Origin of the sequence: Streptococcus suis, from assembly GCF_019856455.1 — a bacterium.
Classification (GTDB): domain Bacteria; phylum Bacillota; class Bacilli; order Lactobacillales; family Streptococcaceae; genus Streptococcus; species Streptococcus suis_AE.
This window is the reverse complement of sequence record NZ_CP082205.1, coordinates 1,374,784-1,399,156: the sequence shown is the minus strand read 5'-3', so window position 1 is coordinate 1,399,156 and position 24,373 is coordinate 1,374,784. Positions and strand designations below refer to the sequence as shown.

The 24,373-nt window shown below is 39.8% G+C and carries 24 protein-coding genes; 14 read left to right on the top strand and 10 right to left on the bottom strand.

All coding sequences use genetic code 11. The annotated features are described in order from the left end of the window. A complete protein-coding gene (locus K6969_RS06770; protein WP_171942491.1) occupies positions 1-954 on the top strand; it encodes an ABC transporter permease in 954 nt (317 codons plus the stop codon). A gap of 227 nt (positions 955-1,181) precedes the next feature. Here K6969_RS06770 and K6969_RS06765 read toward each other — a convergent pair whose 3' ends face one another. Then, positions 1,182-2,165 carry an L-lactate dehydrogenase gene (locus tag K6969_RS06765; RefSeq protein ID WP_171942492.1) on the bottom strand — a complete coding sequence of 328 codons (984 nt, stop codon included), beginning with the start codon at positions 2,163-2,165 and terminating at the stop codon, positions 1,182-1,184. Positions 2,166-2,353: 188 nt separating this feature from the next. On the opposite strand from K6969_RS06765, the gene gyrA reads away from it, so the two are divergent. The 3 genes from gyrA to radC all read left to right on the top strand — a co-directional run bounded on the left by gyrA (position 2,354) and on the right by radC (position 6,348). Then, positions 2,354-4,798 carry a DNA gyrase subunit A gene (gyrA, locus tag K6969_RS06760; RefSeq protein ID WP_171942493.1) on the top strand — a complete coding sequence of 815 codons (2,445 nt, stop codon included), beginning with the start codon at positions 2,354-2,356 and terminating at the stop codon, positions 4,796-4,798. Between the two features lie 6 nt (positions 4,799-4,804). Continuing rightward, entirely contained in the window at positions 4,805-5,554 is a 750-nt protein-coding gene (locus K6969_RS06755) for a class A sortase (protein WP_002940809.1), read from the top strand. A gap of 113 nt (positions 5,555-5,667) precedes the next feature. Further along, positions 5,668-6,348: a RadC family protein gene (gene radC, locus K6969_RS06750; protein ID WP_002935253.1), complete on the top strand. Its 681-nt coding sequence runs from the start codon at positions 5,668-5,670 to the stop codon at positions 6,346-6,348. Here radC and K6969_RS06745 read toward each other — a convergent pair. From K6969_RS06745 to K6969_RS06715, 7 genes are all read right to left on the bottom strand, one after another. Further along, on the bottom strand, positions 6,345-7,028 hold the full coding sequence (locus K6969_RS06745) for a gamma-glutamyl-gamma-aminobutyrate hydrolase family protein (protein ID WP_171942494.1): 684 nt from the start codon (positions 7,026-7,028) through the stop codon (positions 6,345-6,347). The genes radC and K6969_RS06745 overlap by 4 nt on opposite strands. Before the next feature lie 3 nt (positions 7,029-7,031). Next, complete coding sequence (locus tag K6969_RS06740; protein WP_002935251.1) at positions 7,032-7,670, bottom strand: redox-sensing transcriptional repressor Rex; 639 nt, start codon at positions 7,668-7,670, stop codon at positions 7,032-7,034. Positions 7,671-7,804: 134 nt separating this feature from the next. Beyond that, on the bottom strand, positions 7,805-8,008 hold the full coding sequence (locus K6969_RS06735) for a DUF4649 family protein (RefSeq protein WP_105097182.1): 204 nt from the start codon (positions 8,006-8,008) through the stop codon (positions 7,805-7,807). 1 nt (position 8,009) lies between these two features. Continuing rightward, the gene (locus K6969_RS06730; RefSeq protein ID WP_002935248.1) at positions 8,010-8,354 is read right to left on the bottom strand and encodes a DUF1831 domain-containing protein; all 345 of its coding nucleotides are present in this window, start codon (positions 8,352-8,354) and stop codon (positions 8,010-8,012) included. 1 nt (position 8,355) lies between these two features. Then, complete coding sequence (locus K6969_RS06725) at positions 8,356-9,471, bottom strand: cysteine desulfurase family protein (RefSeq protein ID WP_171942495.1); 1,116 nt, start codon at positions 9,469-9,471, stop codon at positions 8,356-8,358. Positions 9,472-9,481: 10 nt separating this feature from the next. Continuing rightward, positions 9,482-10,459, bottom strand: a complete 978-nt coding sequence (locus K6969_RS06720; protein WP_012775438.1) for a ribose-phosphate diphosphokinase — start codon at positions 10,457-10,459, stop codon at positions 9,482-9,484. Between the two features lie 144 nt (positions 10,460-10,603). Further along, on the bottom strand, positions 10,604-11,170 hold the full coding sequence (locus tag K6969_RS06715) for a CYTH domain-containing protein (RefSeq protein ID WP_171942496.1): 567 nt from the start codon (positions 11,168-11,170) through the stop codon (positions 10,604-10,606). Between the two features lie 86 nt (positions 11,171-11,256). Between K6969_RS06715 and K6969_RS06710 the strand changes: the two genes are divergently transcribed. From K6969_RS06710 to mutY, 8 genes are all read left to right on the top strand, one after another. Next, the gene (locus K6969_RS06710; RefSeq protein ID WP_002935242.1) at positions 11,257-11,928 is read left to right on the top strand and encodes a GTP pyrophosphokinase family protein; all 672 of its coding nucleotides are present in this window, start codon (positions 11,257-11,259) and stop codon (positions 11,926-11,928) included. Continuing rightward, entirely contained in the window at positions 11,912-12,730 is an 819-nt protein-coding gene (locus K6969_RS06705) for an NAD kinase (RefSeq protein WP_002935241.1), read from the top strand. The genes K6969_RS06710 and K6969_RS06705 overlap by 17 nt, the downstream gene beginning before the upstream one ends. Further along, entirely contained in the window at positions 12,730-13,623 is an 894-nt protein-coding gene (locus tag K6969_RS06700) for an RluA family pseudouridine synthase (RefSeq protein ID WP_024380949.1), read from the top strand. Before K6969_RS06705 ends, K6969_RS06700 begins: the two co-directional genes overlap by 1 nt. A gap of 17 nt (positions 13,624-13,640) precedes the next feature. Beyond that, the gene (gene pta / locus K6969_RS06695; protein ID WP_002935239.1) at positions 13,641-14,615 is read left to right on the top strand and encodes a phosphate acetyltransferase; all 975 of its coding nucleotides are present in this window, start codon (positions 13,641-13,643) and stop codon (positions 14,613-14,615) included. A gap of 1 nt (position 14,616) precedes the next feature. After that, positions 14,617-16,356 carry an ABC transporter ATP-binding protein gene (locus tag K6969_RS06690; RefSeq protein ID WP_171942497.1) on the top strand — a complete coding sequence of 580 codons (1,740 nt, stop codon included), beginning with the start codon at positions 14,617-14,619 and terminating at the stop codon, positions 16,354-16,356. Next, complete coding sequence (locus K6969_RS06685) at positions 16,343-18,085, top strand: ABC transporter ATP-binding protein (RefSeq protein WP_171942498.1); 1,743 nt, start codon at positions 16,343-16,345, stop codon at positions 18,083-18,085. The genes K6969_RS06690 and K6969_RS06685 overlap by 14 nt, the downstream gene beginning before the upstream one ends. After that, a complete protein-coding gene (locus K6969_RS06680) occupies positions 18,069-18,461 on the top strand; it encodes a PaaI family thioesterase (protein ID WP_029681487.1) in 393 nt (130 codons plus the stop codon). The genes K6969_RS06685 and K6969_RS06680 overlap by 17 nt, the downstream gene beginning before the upstream one ends. A 166-nt stretch (positions 18,462-18,627) precedes the next feature. After that, positions 18,628-19,788 (top strand): A/G-specific adenine glycosylase, encoded by a 1,161-nt coding sequence (gene mutY / locus K6969_RS06675; RefSeq protein ID WP_171942499.1) that lies wholly within the window; start codon positions 18,628-18,630, stop codon positions 19,786-19,788. Positions 19,789-20,470: 682 nt separating this feature from the next. On the opposite strand, the gene K6969_RS06670 is transcribed toward mutY, so the two are convergent. Beyond that, entirely contained in the window at positions 20,471-21,271 is an 801-nt protein-coding gene (locus K6969_RS06670; RefSeq protein ID WP_171942500.1) for a helix-turn-helix domain-containing protein, read from the bottom strand. Between the two features lie 223 nt (positions 21,272-21,494). On the opposite strand from K6969_RS06670, the gene K6969_RS06665 reads away from it, so the two are divergent. Beyond that, entirely contained in the window at positions 21,495-22,037 is a 543-nt protein-coding gene (locus K6969_RS06665) for a hypothetical protein (RefSeq protein ID WP_029174900.1), read from the top strand. Positions 22,038-22,503: 466 nt separating this feature from the next. Here the strand turns inward: K6969_RS06665 and K6969_RS06660 are convergent, their stop codons facing one another. Then, a complete protein-coding gene (locus K6969_RS06660) occupies positions 22,504-22,824 on the bottom strand; it encodes a membrane protein (protein WP_032532932.1) in 321 nt (106 codons plus the stop codon). Positions 22,825-23,029: 205 nt separating this feature from the next. Between K6969_RS06660 and K6969_RS06655 the strand changes: the two genes are divergently transcribed. Further along, entirely contained in the window at positions 23,030-24,181 is a 1,152-nt protein-coding gene (locus K6969_RS06655; protein WP_024409680.1) for an iron-containing alcohol dehydrogenase, read from the top strand. Positions 24,182-24,373 lie beyond the last annotated feature (192 nt).

Here is a 24,373-nt window from a genome sequence, read left to right as displayed (position 1 = left end):
ATGAATGTTTCAATTCTTGCCTTACTCATTTCGCAAATGTTGATTTATTCAGCACCCTTAATCTTTACCAGTCTTGGAGGAGTTTTCTCTGAACGCGGTGGTATTGTAAACGTTGGTCTAGAAGGAATCATGGTTATCGGTGCCTTTGCTGGTGTTGTTTTCAATATCGAATTTGCAGGGATATTTGGTAATGCTACTCCATTATTAGCTGTTATTGTAGGAGGTCTTGCTGGTGTTGTCTTTGCCGCTATTCATGCGATGGCGACGATTAATTTCCGTGCAGACCATGTTGTATCAGGTACGGTGTTGAACCTTTTGGCTCCAGCATTGGGAGTTCTCTTAGTCAAGGTTATCTATAATAAGGGTCAAACTGATAGTATTACTGAATCATTTGGTAAATTTTCATTCCCTATCTTGGCAGATATTCCAATCATTGGTGAAATTTTCTTCAAAAATACAAGCTTGATGGGTTATGTAGCTATTGCAACAGCATTTCTTGCTTGGTTCATCCTTTATAAAACTAAGTTCGGTTTGCGCCTTCGTTCAGTAGGTGAACATCCGCAAGCAGCGGATACTTTGGGAATCAATGTCTACGCTATGCGTTATGCAGGTGTGTTGATTGCTGGTTTCCTTGGTGGTGTTGGTGGAGCTGTAAGTGCTCAATCAGTGAATATCAACTTCTCTGCAACAACAATCGTAGGTTCAGGTTTCATCGCTCTAGCAGCTGTAATTTTCGGTAAGTGGAATCCAATTGGCGCTATGCTTGCTAGTCTATTCTTCGGTCTTTCGCAAAGTTTGGCAGTAGTGGGTGGACAATTACCAGGATTGAAAGATATTCCAACGGTTTATCTTCAAATTGCACCATATTTGATTACTGTTATTGCTCTGTCTGCTTTCTTTGGTAAAGCAGTCGCTCCTAAAGCAGACGGTATCAACTATATCAAATCTAAATAAAAAGGTCCAGTGGACCTTTTTATCATGAGCTTGAAAATACGAAAGCGAATAAGGGCCAGCGGACCTTTTTATCATGTTCTTTGCTGTACAGGAAATGAATAATTGTCCTATTCAAAGGAAGAGGAGTTATAGAGTCAACTGTCACAGATGGAATTGCTATGTTACGTTATGATATTAGAAGGTAAAAAAGGCGAGCTATTGCTCACCTTTTTTACTATTTTATATAATTAGTTTTTAATACCAGCTGCAATTTCTGGGTTTGCGAAAGCATCATCGATGATGTCTTTCAATTGTTTAGCAGATGCTTGCATTTTTTGCAATTCAGCATCATTCAATGGGATATTGACTGGACGAACGATACCGTGGGCACCGATGATAGCAGGTTGACCGATGAAGACATCTTCAACACCTTCGTATTGACCAGCTTGGTAAACTGACAAAGGAAGTACTGCATTTTCATCATCAAAGATTGCTTTAGTGATACGTGCAAGTGCAACACCGATACCGTAGTAAGTTGCGCCTTTTTTGTTAATGATTGAGTAGGCTGCATCACGAACAGATACAAACAAGTCAACAAGACCTTGCTCATCAATATCGCGGTTATCTTGCAACCAGTCGTACAATTTCACACCGGCAACGTTGGCATGTGACCAAACTGCAAATTCTGAGTCACCGTGCTCACCCATGATGTAAGCGTGAACTGAACGTGCGTCGATACCGATTTTCTCAGCCAATGCTTGACGGAAACGAGCTGAGTCAAGAGAAGTACCAGAACCGATAACACGCTCTTTAGGGAAACCAGAGAATTTCCAAGTTGAGTAAGTCAACACGTCAACAGGGTTAGCAGCAACAAGGAAGATACCGTTGAAACCAGAGTTAACGATTTCTGTAACGATTTGTTGGTTGATACGAAGGTTTTTCTCTACCAATTCAAGGCGAGTTTCACCTGGTTTTTGTGGCAAACCAGCTGTCAATACAACCAAGTCTGCGTCATGAGCATCTGAATACTCAGCAGAGTAGATTTTTTTAGGGAATGTGAAGGCCAATGCGTGGCTCAAGTCTTCTGCATCACCTTGAGTACGGTCTTTGTTGATATCGATGATACCCAATTCTTGACCAATCCCTTGGTTAACAAGAGCATAAGCATAAGCAGAACCTACGGCACCGTCACCGACAAGGATTACTTTTTTGTGTTGTTTAGTTGCAGTCATTGCTAAACATCTCCTTAGTTTTATTTGGGGATGACTTCATCCCAACCATAATACATTCTAGCATGTTTTAAGCTTTTTGTCACTTGTGAAAGCGCCTTTGAAAATGTTTACATGCTAGTTTCCAACAAAGAAATTTATTCGCCAATATGGTATAATAGAAGCACAATGACTGTTGAAAGAGGCATATAATGCAAGATAAAAACTTAGTAACGGTTAATCTGACCAATGAGATGAAATCATCCTTCATCGACTATGCGATGAGTGTTATCGTTTCACGTGCTCTGCCTGATGTACGTGATGGTCTCAAGCCGGTTCATCGCCGTATTTTGTATGGGATGAATGAATTAGGAATTACACCGGATAAACCACATAAAAAATCAGCCCGTATCACAGGGGATGTTATGGGTAAATACCATCCGCACGGGGATAGTGCCATATATGAAGCCATGGTACGTATGGCTCAGTGGTGGTCTTATCGTCACATGTTAGTTGATGGTCACGGAAACTTTGGTTCCATGGATGGCGACGGAGCAGCCGCTCAGCGTTATACAGAAGCACGCATGAGCAAGATTGCGCTTGAAATGCTTCGTGATATTAACAAGAACACGGTAAATTTTGCGGATAACTATGACGCGAGTGAACGTGAGCCAGAGGTTTTACCTGCTCGTTTCCCTAACCTTCTGGTTAACGGAACGACCGGTATCGCCGTTGGTATGGCTACCAACATTCCTCCACACAACTTGGGTGAGACTATCGAGGCAGTTAAGCTGGTTATGGACAATCCCGAGGTAACAACACGTGAGATTATGGAAGTCTTGCCTGGACCAGATTTTCCGACAGGTGCCTTGGTTATGGGGAAATCTGGAATTCACCGTGCTTATGAAACTGGTAAAGGTTCAATAGTCCTCCGTTCTCGTACAGAGATTGAAGAGTATGGAAATGGTCGTGAACGCATTGTTGTTACAGAGTTTCCATATATGGTCAATAAGTCCAAGGTTCAAGAACATATTGTTAAATTAGTCCAAGAAAAACGTATTGAAGGAATCACTGCTGTTCGAGACGAATCCAACCGTGAGGGTGTACGATTTGTTATCGAAGTTCGTCGTGATGCTTCTGCTAACGTTATTTTGAATAACCTATTCAAGCAAACACAGCTTCAAACCAACTTTAGTTTCAACATGTTGGCCATCCAAAATGGTGTACCGAAAATCCTTTCTGTACGTCAGATTCTAGAGTCTTATATTGAACACCAAAAAGAAGTAGTCACTCGTCGTACACGATTTGATAAAGAAAAGGCTGAGGCGCGTGCTCATATCTTAGAAGGCTTGCTGATTGCTCTTGACCATATTGATGAAGTCATTCGTATTATCCGTAATTCAGAAACGGATGCTATTGCTCAAGCTGAATTGATGGAGAAATTTGACCTTTCTGAACGTCAGAGTCAGGCCATTCTTGATATGCGTCTTCGTCGTTTGACAGGCTTGGAACGCGATAAGATTCAGTCTGAGTATGATGATTTGGTAGCCTTGATTGCAGACTTGGCAGATATTTTGGCCAAGCCAGAACGTGTCGTTCAGATTATCAGAGAAGAATTAGAAGAAGTCAAGCGGAAGTATGACGATCCACGCCGTACAGAGCTTATGGTGGGTGAGGTCTTGTCGCTAGAAGATGAAGACTTGATTGAAGAGGCTGATGTTCTCATAACCTTGTCTAACCAAGGTTATATTAAACGCTTGGCTCAAGACGAGTTTCAGGCTCAGAAGCGTGGTGGACGTGGTGTTCAGGGAACAGGTGTCAAGGACGACGACTTTGTGCGTGAATTGGTTTCGACCAGCACCCATGACCGCCTGCTCTTCTTCACCAATAAAGGTCGTGTCTATCGCTTGAAAGGTTATGAAATTCCTGAATATGGTCGGACAGCCAAGGGACTGCCAGTGGTCAATTTGCTTAAATTGGAAGAAAACGAGGCAATTCAAACCATTATCAATGTAACTAAGGACCAGGAGGCAGATAGCTATCTCTTCTTTGCAACCCGCCAAGGTGTTGTAAAACGGACTAGTGTGTCAGAATTTGCCAATATTCGCCAGAGCGGTCTGAAAGCTTTGAATTTGAAAGAAGACGATGAACTCATCAATGTTTTCTTAACAAATGGCCAAGCAGACATTATTATGGGGACTAAGTTCGGTTATTCTGTACGTTTCACTGAAACAGATGTTCGTAATATGGGCCGTACAGCAACAGGTGTTCGTGGTATCAATTTACGCGAGGGAGACCAGTTAGTTGGCGCTACTATGATTTCTGATGACCAAGAAGTACTCGTATTGACGGAAAAAGGTTTTGGTAAACGTACACCAGCTAATGAGTATCCAACCAAAGGTCGTGGTGGTAAGGGTATCAAGACTCTTAAAGTTGCTGATAAGAATGGTTCTCTGGCAGGTTTGACAACGGTATCTGGTGATGAAGATATTATGGTTATTACCGATACTGGTGTGATTATTCGTACAAGTGTTGCCAATATCTCTCAAACTGGTCGTTCAACCATGGGTGTAAAAGTGATGCGCTTGGATGATGAAGCGAAAATCATGACCTTTGCCTTGGTAGATGCTGCCGAAATTAAAGAAGAAAAGGAATAAATAGTCATGTCAAAACGTGAAAACAAGAAGAAGCGTAAAGGTTCTTTTTGGCGCAATCTTTTAACAGTTGTATTGATACTGATTTCCCTAGCGTTGATATTCAACACCTCTATCCGTAATTTTATTATCGGCTGGAATACGAATAAATACCAGATTAGCAATGTTACGACAGAGGATATCGAAAAGAATAAACAGGCTGAAACAACATTTGATTTCGATCAGGTTCAGTCTATTTCTACAGAGGCTATTTTAGCAGCTCAGTGGGATGCACAACGCTTACCTGTAATTGGTGGAATTGCGGTTCCCGAGCTCGGTATCAACCTTCCTATTTTTAAAGGGGTCTTCAATACTTCGCTCATGTATGGAGCTGGTACCATGAAGGAAAACCAAGAGATGGGGAAAGGAAATTATGCGTTGGCCAGCCACCATATTTTTGGTGTAACTGGTGCGGCAGATGTTCTCTTTTCACCGCTTGATCGTGCTAAAAACGGCATGAAAATCTATATTACTGACAAGACCAATGTTTACACCTACGTTATTGATAGTGTGGAAATTGTTTCGCCTGAAAGTGTCTATGTCATTGATGATGTAGAAGGACGTACAGAAGTTACGTTGGTAACATGTACGGACTATAATGCGACGCAACGTATCATTGTAAAAGGAGTTCTTGAATCAACAACTCCATATAATGAAACTGCAAAAGACATTTTAGATTCCTTCAATAAGAGTTATAATCAGTATGATTATGGACAATAAAACATCTATATATTAAGTATAAAGAAGTGGTATAAGACTGAGGAGATAATCTTTGGTTTTATATGGCTTCTTTTTTTGCAAGATTTTACGAATAGATAGGTGAGGAGGAAATTATGTATCAAATTGAATTTAAAGAAGAGGCCATTTTACCTAGAGAACGTTTAGTAGAAGTTGGAGCTGAGCGTCTCAGTAATCAGGAACTACTAGCAATTTTTATTAGAACTGGGACAAAAAAAGAACCTGTTTCTATTCTCTCCAATAAATTATTGAATCGTTTGGAGAGTTTAGCGGCTCTAAGAGAACTATCAATTGAAGAATTGCAAAGTTTGACTGGAATTGGGCGCGTCAAGGCGATTGAAATTAAGGCTATGATTGAACTTGGAAAACGTATCAATCAATCAGAGCTACTCTTAAATGAGAGAATTTTGGGAAGTGAGAAGTTGGGACGTAAGATGATTCATGAAATCGGGCATAAGAAGCAGGAGCATCTAGTTGCACTTTATCTCAATACACAGAACCAGATTATCAGTCAAAAAACGATTTTTATTGGGAGTGTTAATCGTAGTATTGCAGAACCACGTGAAATTTTGCATTACGCAGTAAAATGTATGGCAACATCGATTATCATCGTTCACAACCACCCGTCGGGTTCAGTACAACCTAGTAGGAATGATTTGCTATTTACGGAGAATTTAAAAGAGTCCTGCGAAAAGCTAGGACTGGTATTATTAGATCATTTAATTGTTGGAAATAAGGATTACTATTCTTTTAGAGAAGAAAGTGAGTTATTTTAAAGTTTATTGACAATATAGTGGAAGAGGTCTTTTTCAATCTCACGTTTACCGTAGAGTAGTTCAGGATGCCATTGAACCCCTAAAAATTTAGTTGGGTAGGCTGAATGAACTGCTTCAATAATCTGTTGATTATCTGATAGTGCAATGATTTCTAAGTCAGGCGCTAAGTCTTTGATAGCCTGACGGTGAAATGAGTTCACACTCGGAGCGGACCCATATATGTCGTAAAGTGGACTATTTTGAGTCAGTTGAATCGTTTGACTGACGTCTATGTCTTGCCAATGTTCAGAAATTGATTGATGAAGGCTACCACCTTGAGCTACATTGTAGAGCTGTAGACCTCGGCAGATACCGAAGATAGGTTTCTGATTTTCTTGGGCAGCCCTTATGAGGGCCAATTCAAACTCGTCACGCTTTGGTAGATAATTATCGCTGTCAATAGTCCTTTCTTCGTGATAGTAACTTGGCTGGACATTTTGTCCTCCTGTTAGGATGAGTTTGTCAATAAGATGAATATAATATTTTGCCAAATCTGGCTCTGTAACAGGAAGGATGAGTGGGAGCCCACCAGCATCTTCAATAGCTTGTACGAGGCAAGTCTGGGTATAAGAAAGCAGGGGTTCTGTATGATCCCCTGTTTTATATTCATTTCCAGAAATACCAATAACTGGTTTTTTCATTGCTTATCCTTTTCGCATAAAGTAGAGTAGTGTCTGTAATTCACTAGTCAAATCAACATACTGGACAACGACATCTTTTGGGACAGACAAGTTAACTGGTGAAAAGCTCAGAATTCCCTTAACACCAGCTTCAACAAGAATATCGGTCACTTCTTGTGCCTTGACGCTGGGTACCGTTAGAATGGCTGTCTGAGAGTTTGCTTCGCTGATACGTTCCTTGATTTCTGAGATTGCATGGATTGGGATATTTTCATCTGTCGTTCCAACAGCTGGATTATCATCTGCTTCAAAAGCCATGACTATTTTCATTTTATTTCGTTCGTGGAAGCGATAGTGTAGTAAGGCCCGCCCCATATTCCCAACTCCAACAAGCATAACATTGGTGATGGAGGTATCATTTAGAATATCCGCAAAGAAATCCATCAACTCTTTGACATTGTAGCCAAAGCCACGACGACCAAGCTCTCCAAAATAGGAAAAATCTCGGCGGACGGTAGCTGAATCGATTCCGATAGCTTCGGCAATTTCTTTTGAACTAGCTTTTTCAATATTTCCTGCATAGAAACGTTTAAAAATGCGATAATAGAGGGATAGACGTTTGGCAGTAGCGCGTGGAATATCAGATTTTTTATCGTTTTTCACTTTAGACTCCTTTATTTCGATAGAATACGCTTTATCGATTATTTATATATTAAACAGTTCTTTATTCTATTCTAGTCCAAGTTTGTGAAAAAATCAACAGATTGATTTTAAAAAAAGATTAAACAGGAAACTGTCTAATCTAGTGTTTGTAAATAGAGATAGAGATCTCCGATTGTCCCTTTGTAATCCAGAGCTTGTCCGTCTTGTGTAATGCTGGTAACTGGATAATAGTCTGGGAGGGTTAAGCAACCGGCAAAAGCCAGAATGGCTACATCTTTATTCTCAAATGTTTGGATACGTTCTTGCTTGTAAGCGTCAAGATAGTGAATTTCAATCATACTAACTCTCTTTTGTAAAGATGTCACGGTCAATCAAGCTATCCATGAGGAAATAGAATTTTTCTTGGATAACCTTGTTACTTTCTGGCTTAAAAATGTTTACCAGATGAAGACCAGACTTGTCGGTAATGTTAATTTTAAAACCAGTTAGGTCTTGATTGATAATAATTTTCAAGAGGAATCCTTGGTTTGAATTTGGAATTTCTTCCAGAAGACGTGTAAGCTGATAGTGACCTGCTTTGGTTTGTTCAAAGGTGTTATCACGGAGTGTATATTTTTTGATAGCAGGGCTAATGTGATAAGTAAAATTACAATCTTTTAAGGTAACTGATTGTTGGAATGCCATTTTAACCTCCAAGTATTTTCTTTAGTTCGATGATAAGAGTATCTATCTCTTCTTTTGTATTGATTTCAGATAGGCTGATACGAATGGATTCTTTCAGACGATGGGAGTCTTTTCCATACATAGCTTCTAAAACATGGCTATTTTGGACAACACCTGCCGTACATGCAGAACCGCTAGAAACAGCAATACCTGCCAAATCTAGTTGCATAAGGAGTTGTTCATTAAGTTTACCAGGAAAACCGATATTAAGGACATGAGGAAGATGAGGTCCGGCCTGATTGAGATAATAGTCTAAGCCAGATAATCCCTCAATAATATGTTGTCGCAGTTCACTGACATGCTTATGATGCGTATCTAAGGACTCATATTGTTCTGTTAGGGCAGTCGCCATAGCAGCAATAGCAGGGAGATTCTCAGTACCTGCTCGATGTTGCTGTTCCTGCTTTCCGCCGTGAATCAAGGAATCAAATTTATGAACTTTACTATATAGGAATCCCATCCCCTTTGGACCATGGAATTTATGGGCAGAGGCCGCGAGCAAGTCAATTCCGTAGTCAGAGGGAGAAATTGTAATTTTTCCAATTGCTTGGACAGCATCTACATGAAAGACGGCCTGATGATCGGCTAGGAGCTCTCCAATTTCCTTGATGGGAAGTAGCTGACCGGTCTCATTGTTAGCAAACATGACGCTGACTAAAATAGTATCTGGCCGAAGGGCATCCTGAATTTGTTGAGCGGTGATTACTTGGTCGACTGGTTGGATGTAGGTTACCTCGAACCCAAACCGATCCTCTAGATACTGCATGGTATGGAGCACAGCATGGTGTTCGATAGCCGTAGTAATCAGGTGTTTTCCTTTGGATTGATGCGCAAGTGCATAGCCTTGAATAGCTAAAGTATCAGCTTCGGAGCCTCCAGATGTGAAAATAATTTGTTCGGGAGAGGCGGAGAGAATCTGAGCAATCTCTTGACGACTTTGTCTAAGACGTTGATTGGCTTTCCGACCGCTTTGATGAATACTGGAGGGGTTTCCATAATTTTCTTGAGCCACTTCCATCATCCGTTGGAGTGCAGTAGGAGATAGGGCAGTGGTTGCTGCATTATCTAAATAAATCAAAGAGTTACTCCTAGTTTTCTTTTTCAGGACTAGTAAATTTGAAAAGTGGGCTGAGTGGCTGATGTTCTTGGATGCGGTGGATGGCATCTGCAATCAAGTCACTAGCTGTTAGGAAGGCGATATTTTTAGGATGCTGTTCTTTGCTTGCAACAGAATCGGTAACTAATATTTCTTTGATTGGTGCTTCATCTAAGAGTTGGGCTGCAGTTCCTGCAAAGAGACCGTGGCTGGCAACTGCATAAATTTCAGTAGCACCACCTTCTTGGACAATTTTTGAAGCTTGTGAGAAAGTGCGACCAGTATTGAGAATATCGTCCACCAAAATAGCTTTTTTACCAGCAACATCACCGATAATATAGCCTTCAGAACGCTCAGAATCATCTTGAGCGTAGTCGATAATTGCAATTGGTGCATTTAGAAATTCAGCGATATTACGCGCGCGTTTGATACCAGAATTTTTAGGACTCACAATGACGACATCTTCTCCGCAGAGTCCTTTTTCCATGTAGTAGGCTGCAAAAAGTGGTTCTGTAAGGAGATTGTCTACTGGAATATCAAAGAAACCTTGAATTTGTGAAGCGTGTAAATCAAGAGTCAATACACGGTCGACACCAGCTTTAACCAGCATATTTGCAACTAATTTAGCTGTAATTGGTTCGCGTGGAGAAGCGGTACGGTCTTGACGAGCATAGCCGAAATAAGGGATGACCGCTGTAATGGTGTTGGCACTAGCACGTTTACAAGCATCGATCATAATCAATAATTCCCACAAGTGATTATTGACCGGATAGCTTGTTGATTGGATAATGTAGACGTCTACGCCACGTACAGATTCTTCAATGTTAATTTGAATCTCACCATCAGAAAACTGACGAGAAGACAGCTTTCCAAGAGGAATTCCAGCAGAATCAGCAATTTTTTCAGCAATATCACGGTTGCTATTGAGTGAGAATAATTTAATGTTATGTTCACCTAGTGGTTGTACCATTTTAAAGTAACTCCTTTTACACACTGAGCTTTTATGATGACATAAAAGTATTTTTTACAATAGATAGCTCTATTCTATCAAAAAAATGAAAAATTTTCAGTAGTGAAACTAAAAAATCAACCTTATTTGGCTGATTTTTTATAGTTATTTCATGTGGGCAGCTGTTCGTGCAATCTTACTACTAGCATATTTGAATTGAATTGATTTCTTCTTAAGGAATTCATCAAAAAGAATTTTCCCTGCATCTGCATCGGTCACTTCGACTTCTAATTCGTAATCTTTTTGTCCCACATAATCATTTTCATCGAGGGCCATAAGGCCTATAGATGTCTGTTTCTCATGGCGTTTTGTCGTGAGGCTTCCCCAGACAGCAAGTTTATCAAGTGGAATTTCGGTTGCAGAAATAATGTCAGAAATTTGTCCTGCTGGTAGTTGAAAATTTTCCAGTAAATCATGAGCAGTTTGGATGTCTAGAACTTGGTTATATTCTTGATTTCCGACTTCTTGTGGAATTTTTAAGGTTAGTTCTGCTGAGTCCTCAAATGTACGAATACGGAGTGAAAAGCGGTGATTCTTCATATCTAGGTCTGAGGTATCAATGTAGTGGTTTGTTTGAAGAATTGGGCTCACATCTGAAAAGTCAGTAAGCAGGCGTTTGTATTCGGATTTAGTCAGTAAGGTTTTATACTCAATTTCAAGGTGGTTTTTCATGCAGTAAACCCTTTCAATGTGTTATAATAGATTAGTCTTTGTGTTATTCTAATACAATTTAAAAGTTTTGACAAGAAAGGGGCCGTATGGACTTTAACTGGGAAGAATTTTTAGACCCCTATATTCAGACAGTTGGTGAATTGAAAATCAAACTGCGGGGGATTCGCAAGCAGTATCGCAAGGCTAACCGGCATTCTCCAATTGAGTTTGTCACAGGACGGGTAAAACCGATTGAATCCATTAAAGAAAAAATGGCCCTGCGACATATCAAATTGGAAAATCTTGCTCAAGATATGCAAGATATTGCCGGTCTTCGGATTATGGTTCAATTTGTGGACGACATTGAAGAAGTATTAGCTATTTTGCGGAAACGCAAGGATATGCAAATTGTGCATGAACGGGATTATATCAATAATATGAAAGCCTCTGGTTACCGTTCATATCATGTGGTGATTGAGTATCCTGTGGATACTATAAATGGCAACGAGACGGTTCTGGCAGAAATCCAGATTCGAACCCTTTCAATGAATTTCTGGGCTACAATTGAACATTCTCTGAATTATAAATATAAGGGGAATTTTCCAGAAGAAATCAAGAAACGCTTGGAAGTTACAGCAAAAATTGCCTATGAATTAGATGAGGAGATGCGAAAAATCCGCAACGACATTCAAGAAGCGCAGGCCTTATTTGATCCTGCCTATCGCAAACTGAATGACGGTGTGGGCAACAGTGATGATACAGATGAAGAATACAGGTAGAAAAAAAATCGCTCTGCTCGCTAGTCGAAATCCTAAGAGTGAAGCGGTGTCCAAAGAATTATGGACAAAGTTAAAAGAAGCAAATTTTATTTTGACTCCTAAAAATCCAGATATTGTCATTTCTATCGGTGGAGATGGGATGCTTTTATCTGCTTTTCACAAATATGAAAAGTTGATTGATCGTGTACGTTTTGTAGGAATTCACACGGGTCATTTGGGGTTTTATACAGATTATCGCGATTTTGAAGTGGACAAGCTGATTGAAAATCTTAAGCTTGATACAGGTGCTAGAGTATCGTATCCGATTTTAAATGTTAAGGTCAAGATGACAGATGGTCGCATTGTCGAGGCGCGTGCCTTAAATGAGGCGACAGTAAAACGTCTTTCTAAGACCATGGTCGCAGATATTATTATTAACAATGTGCCCTTCGAACGCTTTAGAGGGGATGGAATTTCGGTTTCAACGCCGACAGGCTCAACAGCCTATAACAAGTCATTAGGTGGTGCTGTTTTACATCCAACAATCGAGGCATTGCAGATTGCAGAAGTGGCAAGTTTGAACAATCGTGTTTACCGCACCTTGGGTTCATCCGTTGTTGTCCCTAAAAAAGACAAGATTGTGATTGAACCAAAGCATAGTGACCGTTACTCGATTGCGGTAGACAATAAGACTTTTGTCTATGATAGTATTGAAAGTATAGAGTATCAGATAGACAATAGTAAGATTCATTTTGTTGCAACACCGAGTCATACTAGTTTTTGGAATCGGGTTAAGGACGCCTTTATTGGAGAGGTGGAGTAATGCGGTTTGAATTCATTGCTGACCAGCATACGAAAATTAAAACGTTTTTGAAAAAACATGGTGTTTCAAAGGGCTTGTTGGCAAAAATCAAGTACACTGGTGGCAATATTTGGGTCAATGGTATCGAACGCAATGCAACTTACTTGCTTGATATTGGAGATAGGGTTACAATTGACATACCAGCTGAGGAGGATTTAACGGGAAGTTTGAAACCGATTTCCTTTTCGCTGGATATTGTCTATGAAGATGATCATTTTCTGGCGATAAATAAGCCAGTTGGCTACGCCTCCATTCCTTCTGCCTTGCATTCATCCACAATCGCAAATTTTGTAAAAGGTTATCTTATTGAGCAGAATTATGAGAATAAGCAGGTTCATATTGTGACTCGTCTGGATAGGGATACATCAGGCGTTATGCTGTTTGCCAAGCACGGCTATGCCCATGCACGACTCGATAAGCAGTTACAGGCCAAGCTTATTCATAAACGTTATTATGCTTTGGTGAAGGGGAATGGGCAGCTAGAAGAGACAGGGGATATTATTGCCCCTATCGGTCGTCCAGAAGACAGCATCATTACCCGTTGTGTGACAAAGAATGGAAAATATGCTCATACTTCCTATCGTGTTGTGCAATCGTGGGGAGATATTCATTTAGTAGATATTCAACTACATACTGGGCGGACTCATCAGATTCGTGTTCATTTTTCTCACATTGGATTTCCGTTGTTAGGAGATGATATGTATGGTGGAAGTTTGGAATGTGGGATAGAACGTCAAGCCTTGCATTGTCATAATTTGGCCTTCGACAATCCTTTTTCAGCCGAAAGGATTGATTTGGAAGCACCGCTTCCTGAGGATTTTCAGGCTGTTATCAATCAGTTAATAAGTAAATAAATTTAAGGAGTTTGTTCATGAAAATTTTTGAGCAATTAGCTACAAAGCTAGAGGGTAAAAAAGTACGTATCGTATTGCCAGAAGGTGAAGAACCACGTATCTTGCAGGCGACAAAACGTTTGGTAAATGAGTCGGATGTAGTACCCGTCTTGCTTGGAAACCCAGATCGTATTAAGATTTACCTTGACATTGAAGGGATTACAGAAGGTTTTGAAATTATTGACCCAGCTCATTATGATAGATATGATGAGATGGTAGCTGCTTTGGTAGAGCGCCGTAAAGGTAAGGTATCAGAAGAGCAGGCACATGAGTTGTTGAAAGATGTTAACTACTTTGGTGTTATGTTGGTATATATGGGCGTAGTAGAAGGCATGGTATCTGGTGCGATTCATTCAACCGCTTCAACAGTTCGTCCAGCTCTTCAAATCATTAAAACAGAGCCAGGTGTATCGAAAACATCAGGTGCCTTCTTGATGGTAAAAGGTGAAGAGCGTTATATTTTTGGTGACTGTGCTATCAACATTGATCCAGATGCTCAAACCCTGGCAGAAATCGCGATCAACTCAGCACGTACTGCTAAAATGTTTGGTATTGATCCAAAAGTTGCAATGCTCAGCTATTCAACAAAAGGCTCTGGTGCTGGTCCTAAAGTAGATAAGGTTGTTGAAGCTACAAAAATTGCTCAAAAATTGCGTCCAGAGTTGGATTTGGACGGTGAATTGCAATTTGATGCTGCCTTTGTTCCTACCACAGGTAAATTAAAAGCCCCAGGTTCGAGTGTTGCTGGTCAAGCGACTGTATTTATCTTCCCAGGTATCTCAGCTGGTAATATTGGTTATAAAATCGCCGAACGTATGGGTGGATTTGCAGCGGTAGGTCCTGTTTTACAAGGTTTGAATCAGCCTGTAAACGACTTGTCTCGTGGTTGTAACCCTGATGATGTTTACAACTTGACCTTGATTACTGCGGTTCAGGCTTTGGAGCACCGTTAATATGAAATTTTTATCACGATATTTTAAGGACTATATTAAGGAATCCATATTAGGTCCAGTTTTTAAACTATTGGAAGCTTGTTTTGAGCTTTTGGTACCATTAATTATCGCCTATATCGTTGATACAATTATTCCAAATGGCAGCCAGGGAAACCTGGTTGCTATGCTTTTTTTACTGGTTGGTCTAGCATGTATTGGAATTATTGTTTCACTAATAGCGCAATATTATTCAGCTAAAGCAGCGGTTGGTGTGACTAAAGAGCTGACAAATGCCTTGTATCAGAAGGTTCTTTCCCTTCCCAAGTCTAGCCGAGATATTCTTTCCTCACCCAGCTTGCTGACACGATTGACCAGCGACACTTTACAAATTCAAACGGGTATTAATACTTTTCTTCGTTTGTTTTTACGTGCTCCAATTGTCGTATTTGGTTCGCTCATCATGGCATTCTATATTAGCCCAAGTCTATCTGCCTATTTTCTAGGAATGATTATCTTATTGATTTTTATAGTGACAGTCATTTCTGTTATGACCAGCCGTATTTATCAATCGATGCGAAAAGAATTAGATGGTTTGGTGGGGCAGGTACGTGAGACAGTGACTGGTTGGCGAGTGATTCGTGCATTTGGACAAAGAGAGCGAGAAATTAAGGCTTTTCAAGGCATAAATCAGATTTATAAGAAGCAACAGTTGCAGGCTGGTTTTTGGTCTGGTCTTTTATCGCCATTGACATTTTTAGTGGTCAACGGCACCTTGCTCATTCTCATCTGGCAGGGAAATATAGCCATTTCACACAATTTGTTGGAACAGGGGATGTTGGTCGCTCTTATCAACTATCTTCTTCAAATTTTAGTCGAATTGGTCAAGATGATTATGGTCGTGTCTACTCTCAACCAGACCTATATCTCAGCGCAACGTATTCAAGAGGTTTTTGACCAAACATCTGAGGAAGTAGAGTCTAGTTTGCCAATAGTGGTTAGTGAGGATAAGGAGATTATCTTTTCTGTGCGTCATCTTTCCTTTTCTTATCCAAAATCTGCTGAGGAGTCCCTATCTGCCATTGCTTTTGACTTACGTAAGGGACAGTTTATGGGAATTATCGGGGGAACTGGGTCAGGTAAGTCCACCCTAGTAGATTTATTGCAGGCACTCTATTCAGTGCCAACAAATCAGCTCTCTCTCTTCATTGATGGAAAAAGTCCTAAGAATTTAAAAGAATGGCGGCAGCAAATTGCCGTCGTTCCGCAACAGGCTCAGCTTTTTGCTGGAACTATTCGTTCTAATTTATCTTTAGGATTGGAAGAAATATCTGATAGTGACCTATGGTCTGCATTAGAAATTGCACAGGCTAAATCTTTCATAGAGGATAAAGGTGGTTTGGATAGCCCTGTCGAAGCCTTTGGGAAGAATTTTTCTGGTGGACAGCGTCAACGTTTGACCATTGCACGCGCTATTTTACAGAAAGCACCGATTTTAATCTTGGATGATGCGACCTCTGCTCTGGATTATTTGACGGAGAGTCGGTTATTAGTGGCTATTCGCCAGGAATTACCAGGTCAAAACTTAATCATGGTGTCACAAAGAACCAATAGTTTACGGACAGCTGATCAGATTTTAGTCTTGGAACAAGGGCGTCAAGTTGGACTTGGTCGCCATGAGGACTTACTGAGAAGCTCTGCTATTTATCAAGAAATTCACCAATCGCAACAACAAGGAGGGGAGGATAGCTATGAGACAATCTAGTTTTAAGGAACTGGTCAGATTGGTTTTACACCAGCCCCTTCGAATGTCCTTGATGTTGGTGGGAACTTTGGTGCAAGTCCTTCTGACAGTTTATCTGCCTATCTTGATTGGTCAGGCAGTCGATGCAGTATTGATAGCAAATGGTCAGGTCTTGCTCGGTATCTTAGGCAAAATGGTGATGGTTATCTTGCTTAATACGCTGATGCAATGGTACTTACCTTTGGTAACCAATCGCTTGGTTTATGGAATGGTGGCCGACTTGCGTGAACAGGTTTATGTCAAGCTGCACCAGATGCCCCTATCTTATCTGGATCGTCATTCAGTCGGTGATTTGGTGGCTCGTTTTTCAAGTGATAGTGAGCAATTAACAAATGGTCTCTTGATGATTTTTAATCAATTTTTCATTGGTATCTTGACCATTTTCTTAACCATTTTCACTATGGCTAGGCTTGACTTGACCATGATGTTGCTGGTTGTGGCATTGACTCCAGTTTCTCTGCTTGTGGCACGCTATATCGCTAAGAAATCCTATGGTTATTATAGACAACAGACTCAGGCACGTGGGAAGCAATCTCAGCTTTTGGAAGAGTCCATCAGTCAATTGACACTGGTTCAATCTTTCAATGCTCAAGAGCAATTTACGCAAGGTTTTCAAGTTGTGAATGACCAGTATGCGACTTATTCCCAACAGGCCATCTTTGCCTCTTCAACGGTCAATCCAAGTACGCGGTTTATCAATGCTATTATTTATGCCTTACTTGCAGGACTTGGAGCGCTGAGAATTATGGCAGGAAATTTTACAGTGGGCTCTCTGACAACTTTTCTCAATTATGCTAGTCAGTACAGCAAGCCTTTTAATGATATTTCCTCGGTCCTATCGGAATTGCAGAGCGCCTTAGCTTGTGCAGACAGGCTGTTTGCTATCTTGGCTCTAGATAGCATTGACGATCAGGCTGAGCGGAAAATTGATTCAGAGGAGTTGAAGGGAGCTATTTCCTTTGACAATGTGTCTTTCTCCTATAGCCCTGACCGTTCTCTGATAGAACATCTGGACATTGATGTCAAAGCTGGACAAAAGGTAGCCATTGTTGGACCTACTGGTGCTGGTAAATCAACCATGATTAACCTTCTTATGCTTTTCTATGATGTGACGGCTGGTCAGATTGTTCTAGACGGGGTTCCGATTAGCCAGTACAGTCGTGAGGATCTCCGCAGACAGATTGGGATGGTTTTACAGGAGACATGGATCAAATCTGGTACCATTCATGATAATATTGCCTATGGCTATCCAAATGCCACGCGGGAATTGGTCATTGAGGCGGCTAAGGCAGCTAATGCAGACTTCTTTATTCGTCAGCTTCCGCAGGGCTACGATACGGTTTTGGCAGATGGAGGAGAAGGCTTATCCCAGGGACAACGTCAGCTTTTGTCTATTGCGCGTGTCTTTGTCAAGATACCTAAAATCCTGATTTTAGATGAGGCGACTTCCTCTATTGATACACGGACAGAAATTTTAGTACAGGAAGCATTTGCCAAATTGATGGAAGGACGGACCAGTTTTATTATTGCTCATCGCCTATCAACCATTCAATCAGCTGACTTGATTTTGGTCATGGTGGATGGAAAAATTGTTGAACAAGGGAATCATGAAGCGTTGATGGCTGAACAAGGCGTTTATTATCAAATGCAAACAAGTCAGCAGACAGAGGAGGATGAAAGTGTTAGATAAATTAAACTTACAACCGATTACGGTTTTAGATGACTATCAAGCTACAATGCTCAATGAGAAAGAGGTGCTACTGACTACAAAGGTGACCGAAAAGTCTCTCAATCCATACGGTATGGCACATGGAGGCTTTCTTTTCACATTGGCAGATTCAGTTGCAGGTCTGACAACGGTAGCAAGGGGTTCTTATTCTGTCACCCTACAGTCCAATATCCATTATATGAAGGCAGCTAAACTTGGTGATACCTTATCAGTAATAGGCTCTTGTACACATGATGGAAGTAGAACAAAGGTCGTTGAAGTGAAGATAGAAAACCAAGATAAACAGCTACTTGCTTCAGCAAGTTTTACCATGTTTGTAACTGGAAAAGTAGAATAAAACTCTTCGAACATCAAAAGCAGACAGTCTTGGCTAGATTTAGAGAAACAAATTCTTCCAACCTCCAAAGTTTCCCCAAACCTTTGGAGCTAGTTTGATTTTGATTATAAACGATATAAGGGAGTTGGCAAAAGCTGGCTCCCTTACTTTGTGTTATACTAGATGTATGTTAGATTTGAAAGAATATGGAATTGAAATGTGGCCGGAGGAAAAGATTCAAGCTTTTCGCAAGGCACTCTTAGATTGGTATGATGCTAATAAACGTGACTTGCCTTGGAGACGGACTAAGGATCCGTATGCTATATGGGTTTCTGAAATCATGCTTCAACAGACAAGAGTAGACACGGTCATTCCTTATTATGAACGTTTTCTCCATCACTTGCCTACGATTAGTGATTTAGCACAAGCACCAGAGGAGGTCATTCTCAAACTCTGGGAAGGATTGGGCTATTATTCGCGCGTGCGGAATATGCAAAAGGCGGCTCAGCAAATGGTAGAAGATTTTGATGGGCAATTTCCGACCACGCATGCAGCCATTTCAAGCCTAAAGGGCATTGGTCCTTATACTGCTGGAGCAATTTCCAGTATTGCTTTTAATTTGCCAGAACCAGCGGTAGATGGCAATGTGATGCGGGTTCTCAGCCGCTTGTTTGAGGTTGATTATGACATTGGTCTTCCTGCCAATCGCAAGATTTTCCAAGCGATGATGGAGCTATTGATTGATCCAGAGCGACCGGGCGATTTCAACCAAGCCCTGATGGATCTAGGGTCGGATATTGAATCGCCAGTTAATCCACGTCCCCAGGACAGCCCAGTCAAAGCCTTTAGCGCAGCCTACTTAAACGGTACAATGGATAAGTATCCAATCAAAGCACCAAAGAAAAAGCCGATTCCCGTGGCCTACCAGGGATTTCTCATCAGAAATAAAGACAATCAATTTTTATTGGAAAAAAATAATGAAGCAGGTCTTCTATCAGGTTTCTGGTCTTTTCCGCTTTTGGAAAAAGGAGCAATCGTTGACAAACAAGTCTCTCTTTTTGAAGTTGCAGAAGAAATTGTTCAGCCAGATATTCGGCAGAGCTTTACGGAACTTTATGGTCTGACTGTTGATTGGCAAGAGCAAGAATTTGGCATCGTCCAGCACATTTTTAGTCACCGCAAATGGCAGATAGAAATGGTAGAAGGTGTGGCAGAAACACTTAACCTTCCAGAATCAAAAGAATTGAAATGGGTTTCTGTAGAAGATTTTCCTACCTACCCATTTGCTAAGCCGCAACAAAAAATGTGGGAAAACTTTATCAAGGAAAAAGAAAAGCAAAAAAGTTGACTTTGGAGCACATAATTATTTGAAAGCGTTTTATAATAGTGGTATAATCTAATTGAAAAAAGGAAATAGTTAGTTAAGATGTTGAACGCCATCTGAATTGTTGAAAGGAGTTCTTTAGCGTTCGTAGAAGTGTATATACTATTAGCCATCTTTCTCTAATAAAAAGAGAGGGATGCTAGTAGGGGAAAAGTCCGTTATCCCTGTTTTATATCTATTTGTGATATCCATTGTCAAATGCGTAGCATAACTTACAATTAGCCTTGCTACCCAGTTCACTCAAAAGTAGGCTAAGAATATTCGTGTCGTAACTACTATGTGTTCAAGATGTTGTAACTTTTGAACATAACCTTAGAAAATCACAAAAACCTATAGAGAAAATCACAAAAACCTCTAGCGATTTTCATCATAATAAGCAATCTCCACACTTTAGACAAATAGTAAGAGGACAATCAAAGACATAAGGGTAGCAGAATAATTATTTAATCATTAACTTGTTGTCAAATAACTATCTGGTAATGGACTTTTCCAATTTGACATATAAAAGGGAGGCTGTCATAGCCTCCTTTTACTGTGCTTTTCAGTTTGTTTTCAGTAGGAAAAAACGCCAGCTATACGAACAGACTTTCCAAAACTAGATGGATGAATGTAGCCAATATAACTAGTGATTAACTAGGCTTAGAAATCAATCTGGACTATAAATATCTACAACTTGACCAATAGGTCGAATATCGTCTTCTGGGCTAAAATAGATATCATCATAGTCAGAATTGAGTGATTGCAAATAGTCACCTTTGAATTTCTTAACAAAATTTTCTCCGTTTACTGAAAAAATTCCGATCGTATTTAGAGGAATATGAGGAGTTAGGCGAATGAAGAGATAGTCTCCATCCTCGATATGCGGAGCCATAGAATCTCCCACAACCTGAGCGATTGTATCATAAGATTGGTTATCTGGAATCTCATCGTTATAGAATGATACAAGATTGTTCATATCTGTATCCTGCCAGTAACCTGTACCGGCAGAAACCTTACCAGGAACAGGTAATTCGATTCGCTCCCGATAGTCATCCAAGTGAAGAATAGAAGCAGAAGGAGTAACTGAGGTAGTTTGCATAGCTGCTAACTGTTCTTGACCAAAAGCTAACCATTGTGCATGGAAATCACCTTTTAATTCATTGTCCAAGGTTTGAACCTCTGGATGAATAGGCTGTTGAAAGAGATTAAATTGGGAAGGAGTAATCGTTAAAGCTATATCCTGATTGGAATCTAGTTGCTCGATTAGCTCACCAACCGATATAGCCATGCCCTTAGCGACTTTTTCTAGCGTATCCATCGTTGGCAGGAGAGCTTTTTTGGTTTTGGGATGCTGGTTCTTTTCCAACATAGAAATATAACCTTTTGTTAAACCAGATAATTCAGCGAATTTATCCATTGATAATTTATTCTTACTTCGGTATTCTTTTAAAATATCACCTAAAATCATGGTTGTCTCCTTATCTGTTTAACTAATTATACCATTAAAAAATATTTTTTTCAATTTTGTTTAACGTGTTTGACAAAGCAAAAAATTGGTGGTAATATATAAGCAGAAAGATCAAGTCGAATGAAAAAAATAAATTTATTTGGACTATTTTCTAGAGCTTATTTTAAATTTGGTATTCTATCGACTTTTCAAATTTGATTGATTATTAAAGGAGATTATAAAAATGTTTGGATTAGTAGCTAAAAAAACAGGAGTCAAAGAGGTTGAAGAATATTGGGCAAGTACTTTAGTTGACATGGGAATTTGTGACGTCGAAGATAATTTGAGTGGTTGTTGCTGGAGATGTAAATCTTCTTTTGCTGTATCTGCTTGTCAAATTGTCAATAAAATCTGGCCGATGTCCTATTCTTTGTCTAATAAAATGGTTCTTTGTCAATCTTGTCAAATTGAGAAACCTTTAGTAAAAAATCCTGTTCTGGTTTGGAATTGGCTGGAGAATGAGAGTGGTCAACTGTTTTGGGCGAAGCAGGGGATGTCTGAGTATGAAAGAAGATATGAAAAATCAGTCTTGCAAGAACTATGGGATATGGGGATTCGTAACAGTTCAGAAGTCGAAAGTCTAGTTGAGAGAGTCTTGACATCTGTGCGAATCGATTGTCAAATCATCAATCAATCCACTTTGGCTAATGTGTTTCGTTCCGAAATTATACTTATGCAGAAGGAAATGATGGAGAACTTTGAAGAAAATAATGGGTATGCTAGTTAAGTTTGATTTTCGATATCTTTTTATTCAATAAGTCTAGGATATCACTAATCTTTATTTTGTGTGCCACTGCATTAAATTGATAAAGGACTATTTTATTAGAATACTTCGTTAACCTTTTATTTCATTTTACTGAGATTGGTATTCATATCTTTTAAAGATTGAGACGATATTATCATACTGTGGATGTGCAAATATTCTCTCCAAATACAAATTTGTTCAAAAAACAACTTAGAATTACATTTCCAGAAACGTTGATTCTAAGCTGTTTTCTATTTTATGATTTTTGACCAGGGTCTGAATAACAATAACTTTGGTAATGTGTTTTCTAGACATTGATTCGTAGCAGTTGGATGGGGGGAGTTTGTCAGACCTATAGACAATTCCAAATTGAAATCTGCTAGAATATTTTATCAGTTGTTTTTGCTTTTTGAAGGTAAAATGATGTTCAAGGTTTAAATTGATAATTTTAGGATTCTCTAATTAAACGATTTTCTTTTATTGCAAAATTATGTCCACAAAATCGACAATGGTAATGAGTTTTATCAGCTTCATAAAGAAGGGCAAACATTGCGCCGTTTCTTCCACCAATTGCTTGACCAATAATTGCATCTCGAGGAAAATATTCGCGTTTTTTGGGAGGGTATTTTTGAAGTTTTTCTGACTTACATTTTGGACATTTTGGTACGTTAATAGTGGCTTTGCTATCTTTAAACCTCCGGTAGAGACTGTAGCTAATGATTGCAGTAATGAAGAGAATCGGGCCGATATACTCGAGTAAATTCATCATTTTCCCTCCTCGTAAACATTATTTTACTGAATTTTAAACCATTCATCAAGTAAACGAATTGTTGCGGAGTAGCAGTAAGGTAGATGGTGAATCATTGTCTTGGGCAGGATGAAATTTTTTACGTTAAAAATTTCACAAAACCTTTACACAACTTGCTATTTATAGTATAATAATATAAAAATAAAATAAATAAAGGAGCTTGTCTATGGCAACATTTTACGTCCCAGCAGTCAATTTGATTGGTCGCGGTTGTGTCAACGAAATTGGTAGTTATGTCAAGAATTTGGGCTACAAAAAGGCTCTGCTTGTAACAGATGATTTTATCCGAACAAGTAATATTTTACCTAAAGTTACCAAGCCACTTGATGAAGTAGGTATTGACTACGTAGTCTTTAGTAAGGTTGATCCTAATCCGACTTGTAAAAATGTATTTGATGGTCTAGCAGTTTTGCAGGAAAATGACTGTGATTTCATCATCTCAGTTGGTGGTGGTTCTCCTCAGGATGCGGCAAGCTGTATTTCTATCATGGCGACAAACGGTGGTAAACCACAAGACTATGAAGGATTGCATAAGTCAGAAAAACTTGGTCTGCCAGTTGTAGCAATCAATACAACTGCAGGTACTTCAGCCGAAATCACCATTAACTACGTTATCACCGATGAAGAACGCAAGGTTAAAATGGTTATGGTGGATAAAAACAGTCTAGCTGTTATGTCAGTCAACGATCCTGAGCTTATGTTGTCCAAGCCTGCAGCTTTGACTGCAGCAACAGGTATGGATGCCTTGACTCATGCCATCGAAGCCTTGGTAACTCCTGGAGCATACGGTGTAACCAAAAAATTATCTATGGGTGCCATTGAGTTAATTAAAGAATACCTACCACGAGCAGTTGAAAACGGACAAGATATCGAAGCCCGTGAGGCTATGGTCCATGCTATTTTCCTTGGCGGTATGAGTTTTAACAATGCTGGTTTAGGTTATGTGCACTCGATGGCTCACCAGTTGGGAGCTGTTTACGATCTACCACACGGCGTCTGCTGTGCAATGATTTTGCCAATCATAGAACGTGAAAATGCCAAACGTGTACCAGCAGCTTTCCGCGATGTTGCAAAAGCTTTAGGTCTTGATATCGCAGGCAAGTCAGACGAAGAATGTGCTGACTATGCCATTGCACAAATCGAAGAATTGTCAGCTAAAGTCGGTATTCCGAAGAAATTAACAGAGTTGGACATCAAAGAAGAAGACTTTGACTTTGAATACCTTTCTAAGAATGCCTTGATTGATGCTTGTGCACCAGGAAATCCATTCATGCCAACATTAGATGAGACAATCTCATATTACAAAGAATTGTTCTAGGATAATATCTGTTTTCTGTTAAGGAAGCTGGGCAAGTAATCCATTATGGTTTGCCCGGCTTCCTCTTTTTCGTGGAAGTATATCTAACGAACATCAGATAAAATGGAATAAAACTTGTTCTAAAATTTAGTCATTAAGTCTTTTTAGACCTAAATGCATTAATTTAGTAAAATCTTTAACTATTGGCCTACT

What these genes read in the sequence shown, in the direction of transcription:
- K6969_RS06755 (WP_002940809.1), top strand. Translation starts at nt 4,805, where the DNA reads ATGTCAAAACGTGAAAACAAGAAGAAGCGTAAAGGTTCTTTTTGGCGC.
- K6969_RS06710 (WP_002935242.1), top strand. Translation starts at nt 11,257, where the DNA reads ATGGACTTTAACTGGGAAGAATTTTTAGACCCCTATATTCAGACAGTT.
- radC (WP_002935253.1), top strand. Translation starts at nt 5,668, where the DNA reads ATGTATCAAATTGAATTTAAAGAAGAGGCCATTTTACCTAGAGAACGT.
- K6969_RS06660 (WP_032532932.1), bottom strand. Translation starts at nt 22,824, where the DNA reads ATGATGAATTTACTCGAGTATATCGGCCCGATTCTCTTCATTACTGCA.
- K6969_RS06745 (WP_171942494.1), bottom strand. Translation starts at nt 7,028, where the DNA reads ATGAAAAAACCAGTTATTGGTATTTCTGGAAATGAATATAAAACAGGG.
- K6969_RS06665 (WP_029174900.1), top strand. Translation starts at nt 21,495, where the DNA reads ATGTTTGGATTAGTAGCTAAAAAAACAGGAGTCAAAGAGGTTGAAGAA.
- K6969_RS06770 (WP_171942491.1), top strand. Translation starts at nt 1, where the DNA reads ATGAATGTTTCAATTCTTGCCTTACTCATTTCGCAAATGTTGATTTAT.
- K6969_RS06715 (WP_171942496.1), bottom strand. Translation starts at nt 11,170, where the DNA reads ATGAAAAACCACCTTGAAATTGAGTATAAAACCTTACTGACTAAATCC.
- pta (WP_002935239.1), top strand. Translation starts at nt 13,641, where the DNA reads ATGAAAATTTTTGAGCAATTAGCTACAAAGCTAGAGGGTAAAAAAGTA.
- K6969_RS06655 (WP_024409680.1), top strand. Translation starts at nt 23,030, where the DNA reads ATGGCAACATTTTACGTCCCAGCAGTCAATTTGATTGGTCGCGGTTGT.
- K6969_RS06720 (WP_012775438.1), bottom strand. Translation starts at nt 10,459, where the DNA reads ATGGTACAACCACTAGGTGAACATAACATTAAATTATTCTCACTCAAT.
- K6969_RS06765 (WP_171942492.1), bottom strand. Translation starts at nt 2,165, where the DNA reads ATGACTGCAACTAAACAACACAAAAAAGTAATCCTTGTCGGTGACGGT.
- gyrA (WP_171942493.1), top strand. Translation starts at nt 2,354, where the DNA reads ATGCAAGATAAAAACTTAGTAACGGTTAATCTGACCAATGAGATGAAA.
- K6969_RS06685 (WP_171942498.1), top strand. Translation starts at nt 16,343, where the DNA reads ATGAGACAATCTAGTTTTAAGGAACTGGTCAGATTGGTTTTACACCAG.
- K6969_RS06730 (WP_002935248.1), bottom strand. Translation starts at nt 8,354, where the DNA reads ATGGCATTCCAACAATCAGTTACCTTAAAAGATTGTAATTTTACTTAT.
- K6969_RS06735 (WP_105097182.1), bottom strand. Translation starts at nt 8,008, where the DNA reads ATGATTGAAATTCACTATCTTGACGCTTACAAGCAAGAACGTATCCAA.
- K6969_RS06705 (WP_002935241.1), top strand. Translation starts at nt 11,912, where the DNA reads ATGAAGAATACAGGTAGAAAAAAAATCGCTCTGCTCGCTAGTCGAAAT.
- K6969_RS06670 (WP_171942500.1), bottom strand. Translation starts at nt 21,271, where the DNA reads ATGATTTTAGGTGATATTTTAAAAGAATACCGAAGTAAGAATAAATTA.
- K6969_RS06700 (WP_024380949.1), top strand. Translation starts at nt 12,730, where the DNA reads ATGCGGTTTGAATTCATTGCTGACCAGCATACGAAAATTAAAACGTTT.
- K6969_RS06680 (WP_029681487.1), top strand. Translation starts at nt 18,069, where the DNA reads ATGAAAGTGTTAGATAAATTAAACTTACAACCGATTACGGTTTTAGAT.
- K6969_RS06690 (WP_171942497.1), top strand. Translation starts at nt 14,617, where the DNA reads ATGAAATTTTTATCACGATATTTTAAGGACTATATTAAGGAATCCATA.
- mutY (WP_171942499.1), top strand. Translation starts at nt 18,628, where the DNA reads ATGTTAGATTTGAAAGAATATGGAATTGAAATGTGGCCGGAGGAAAAG.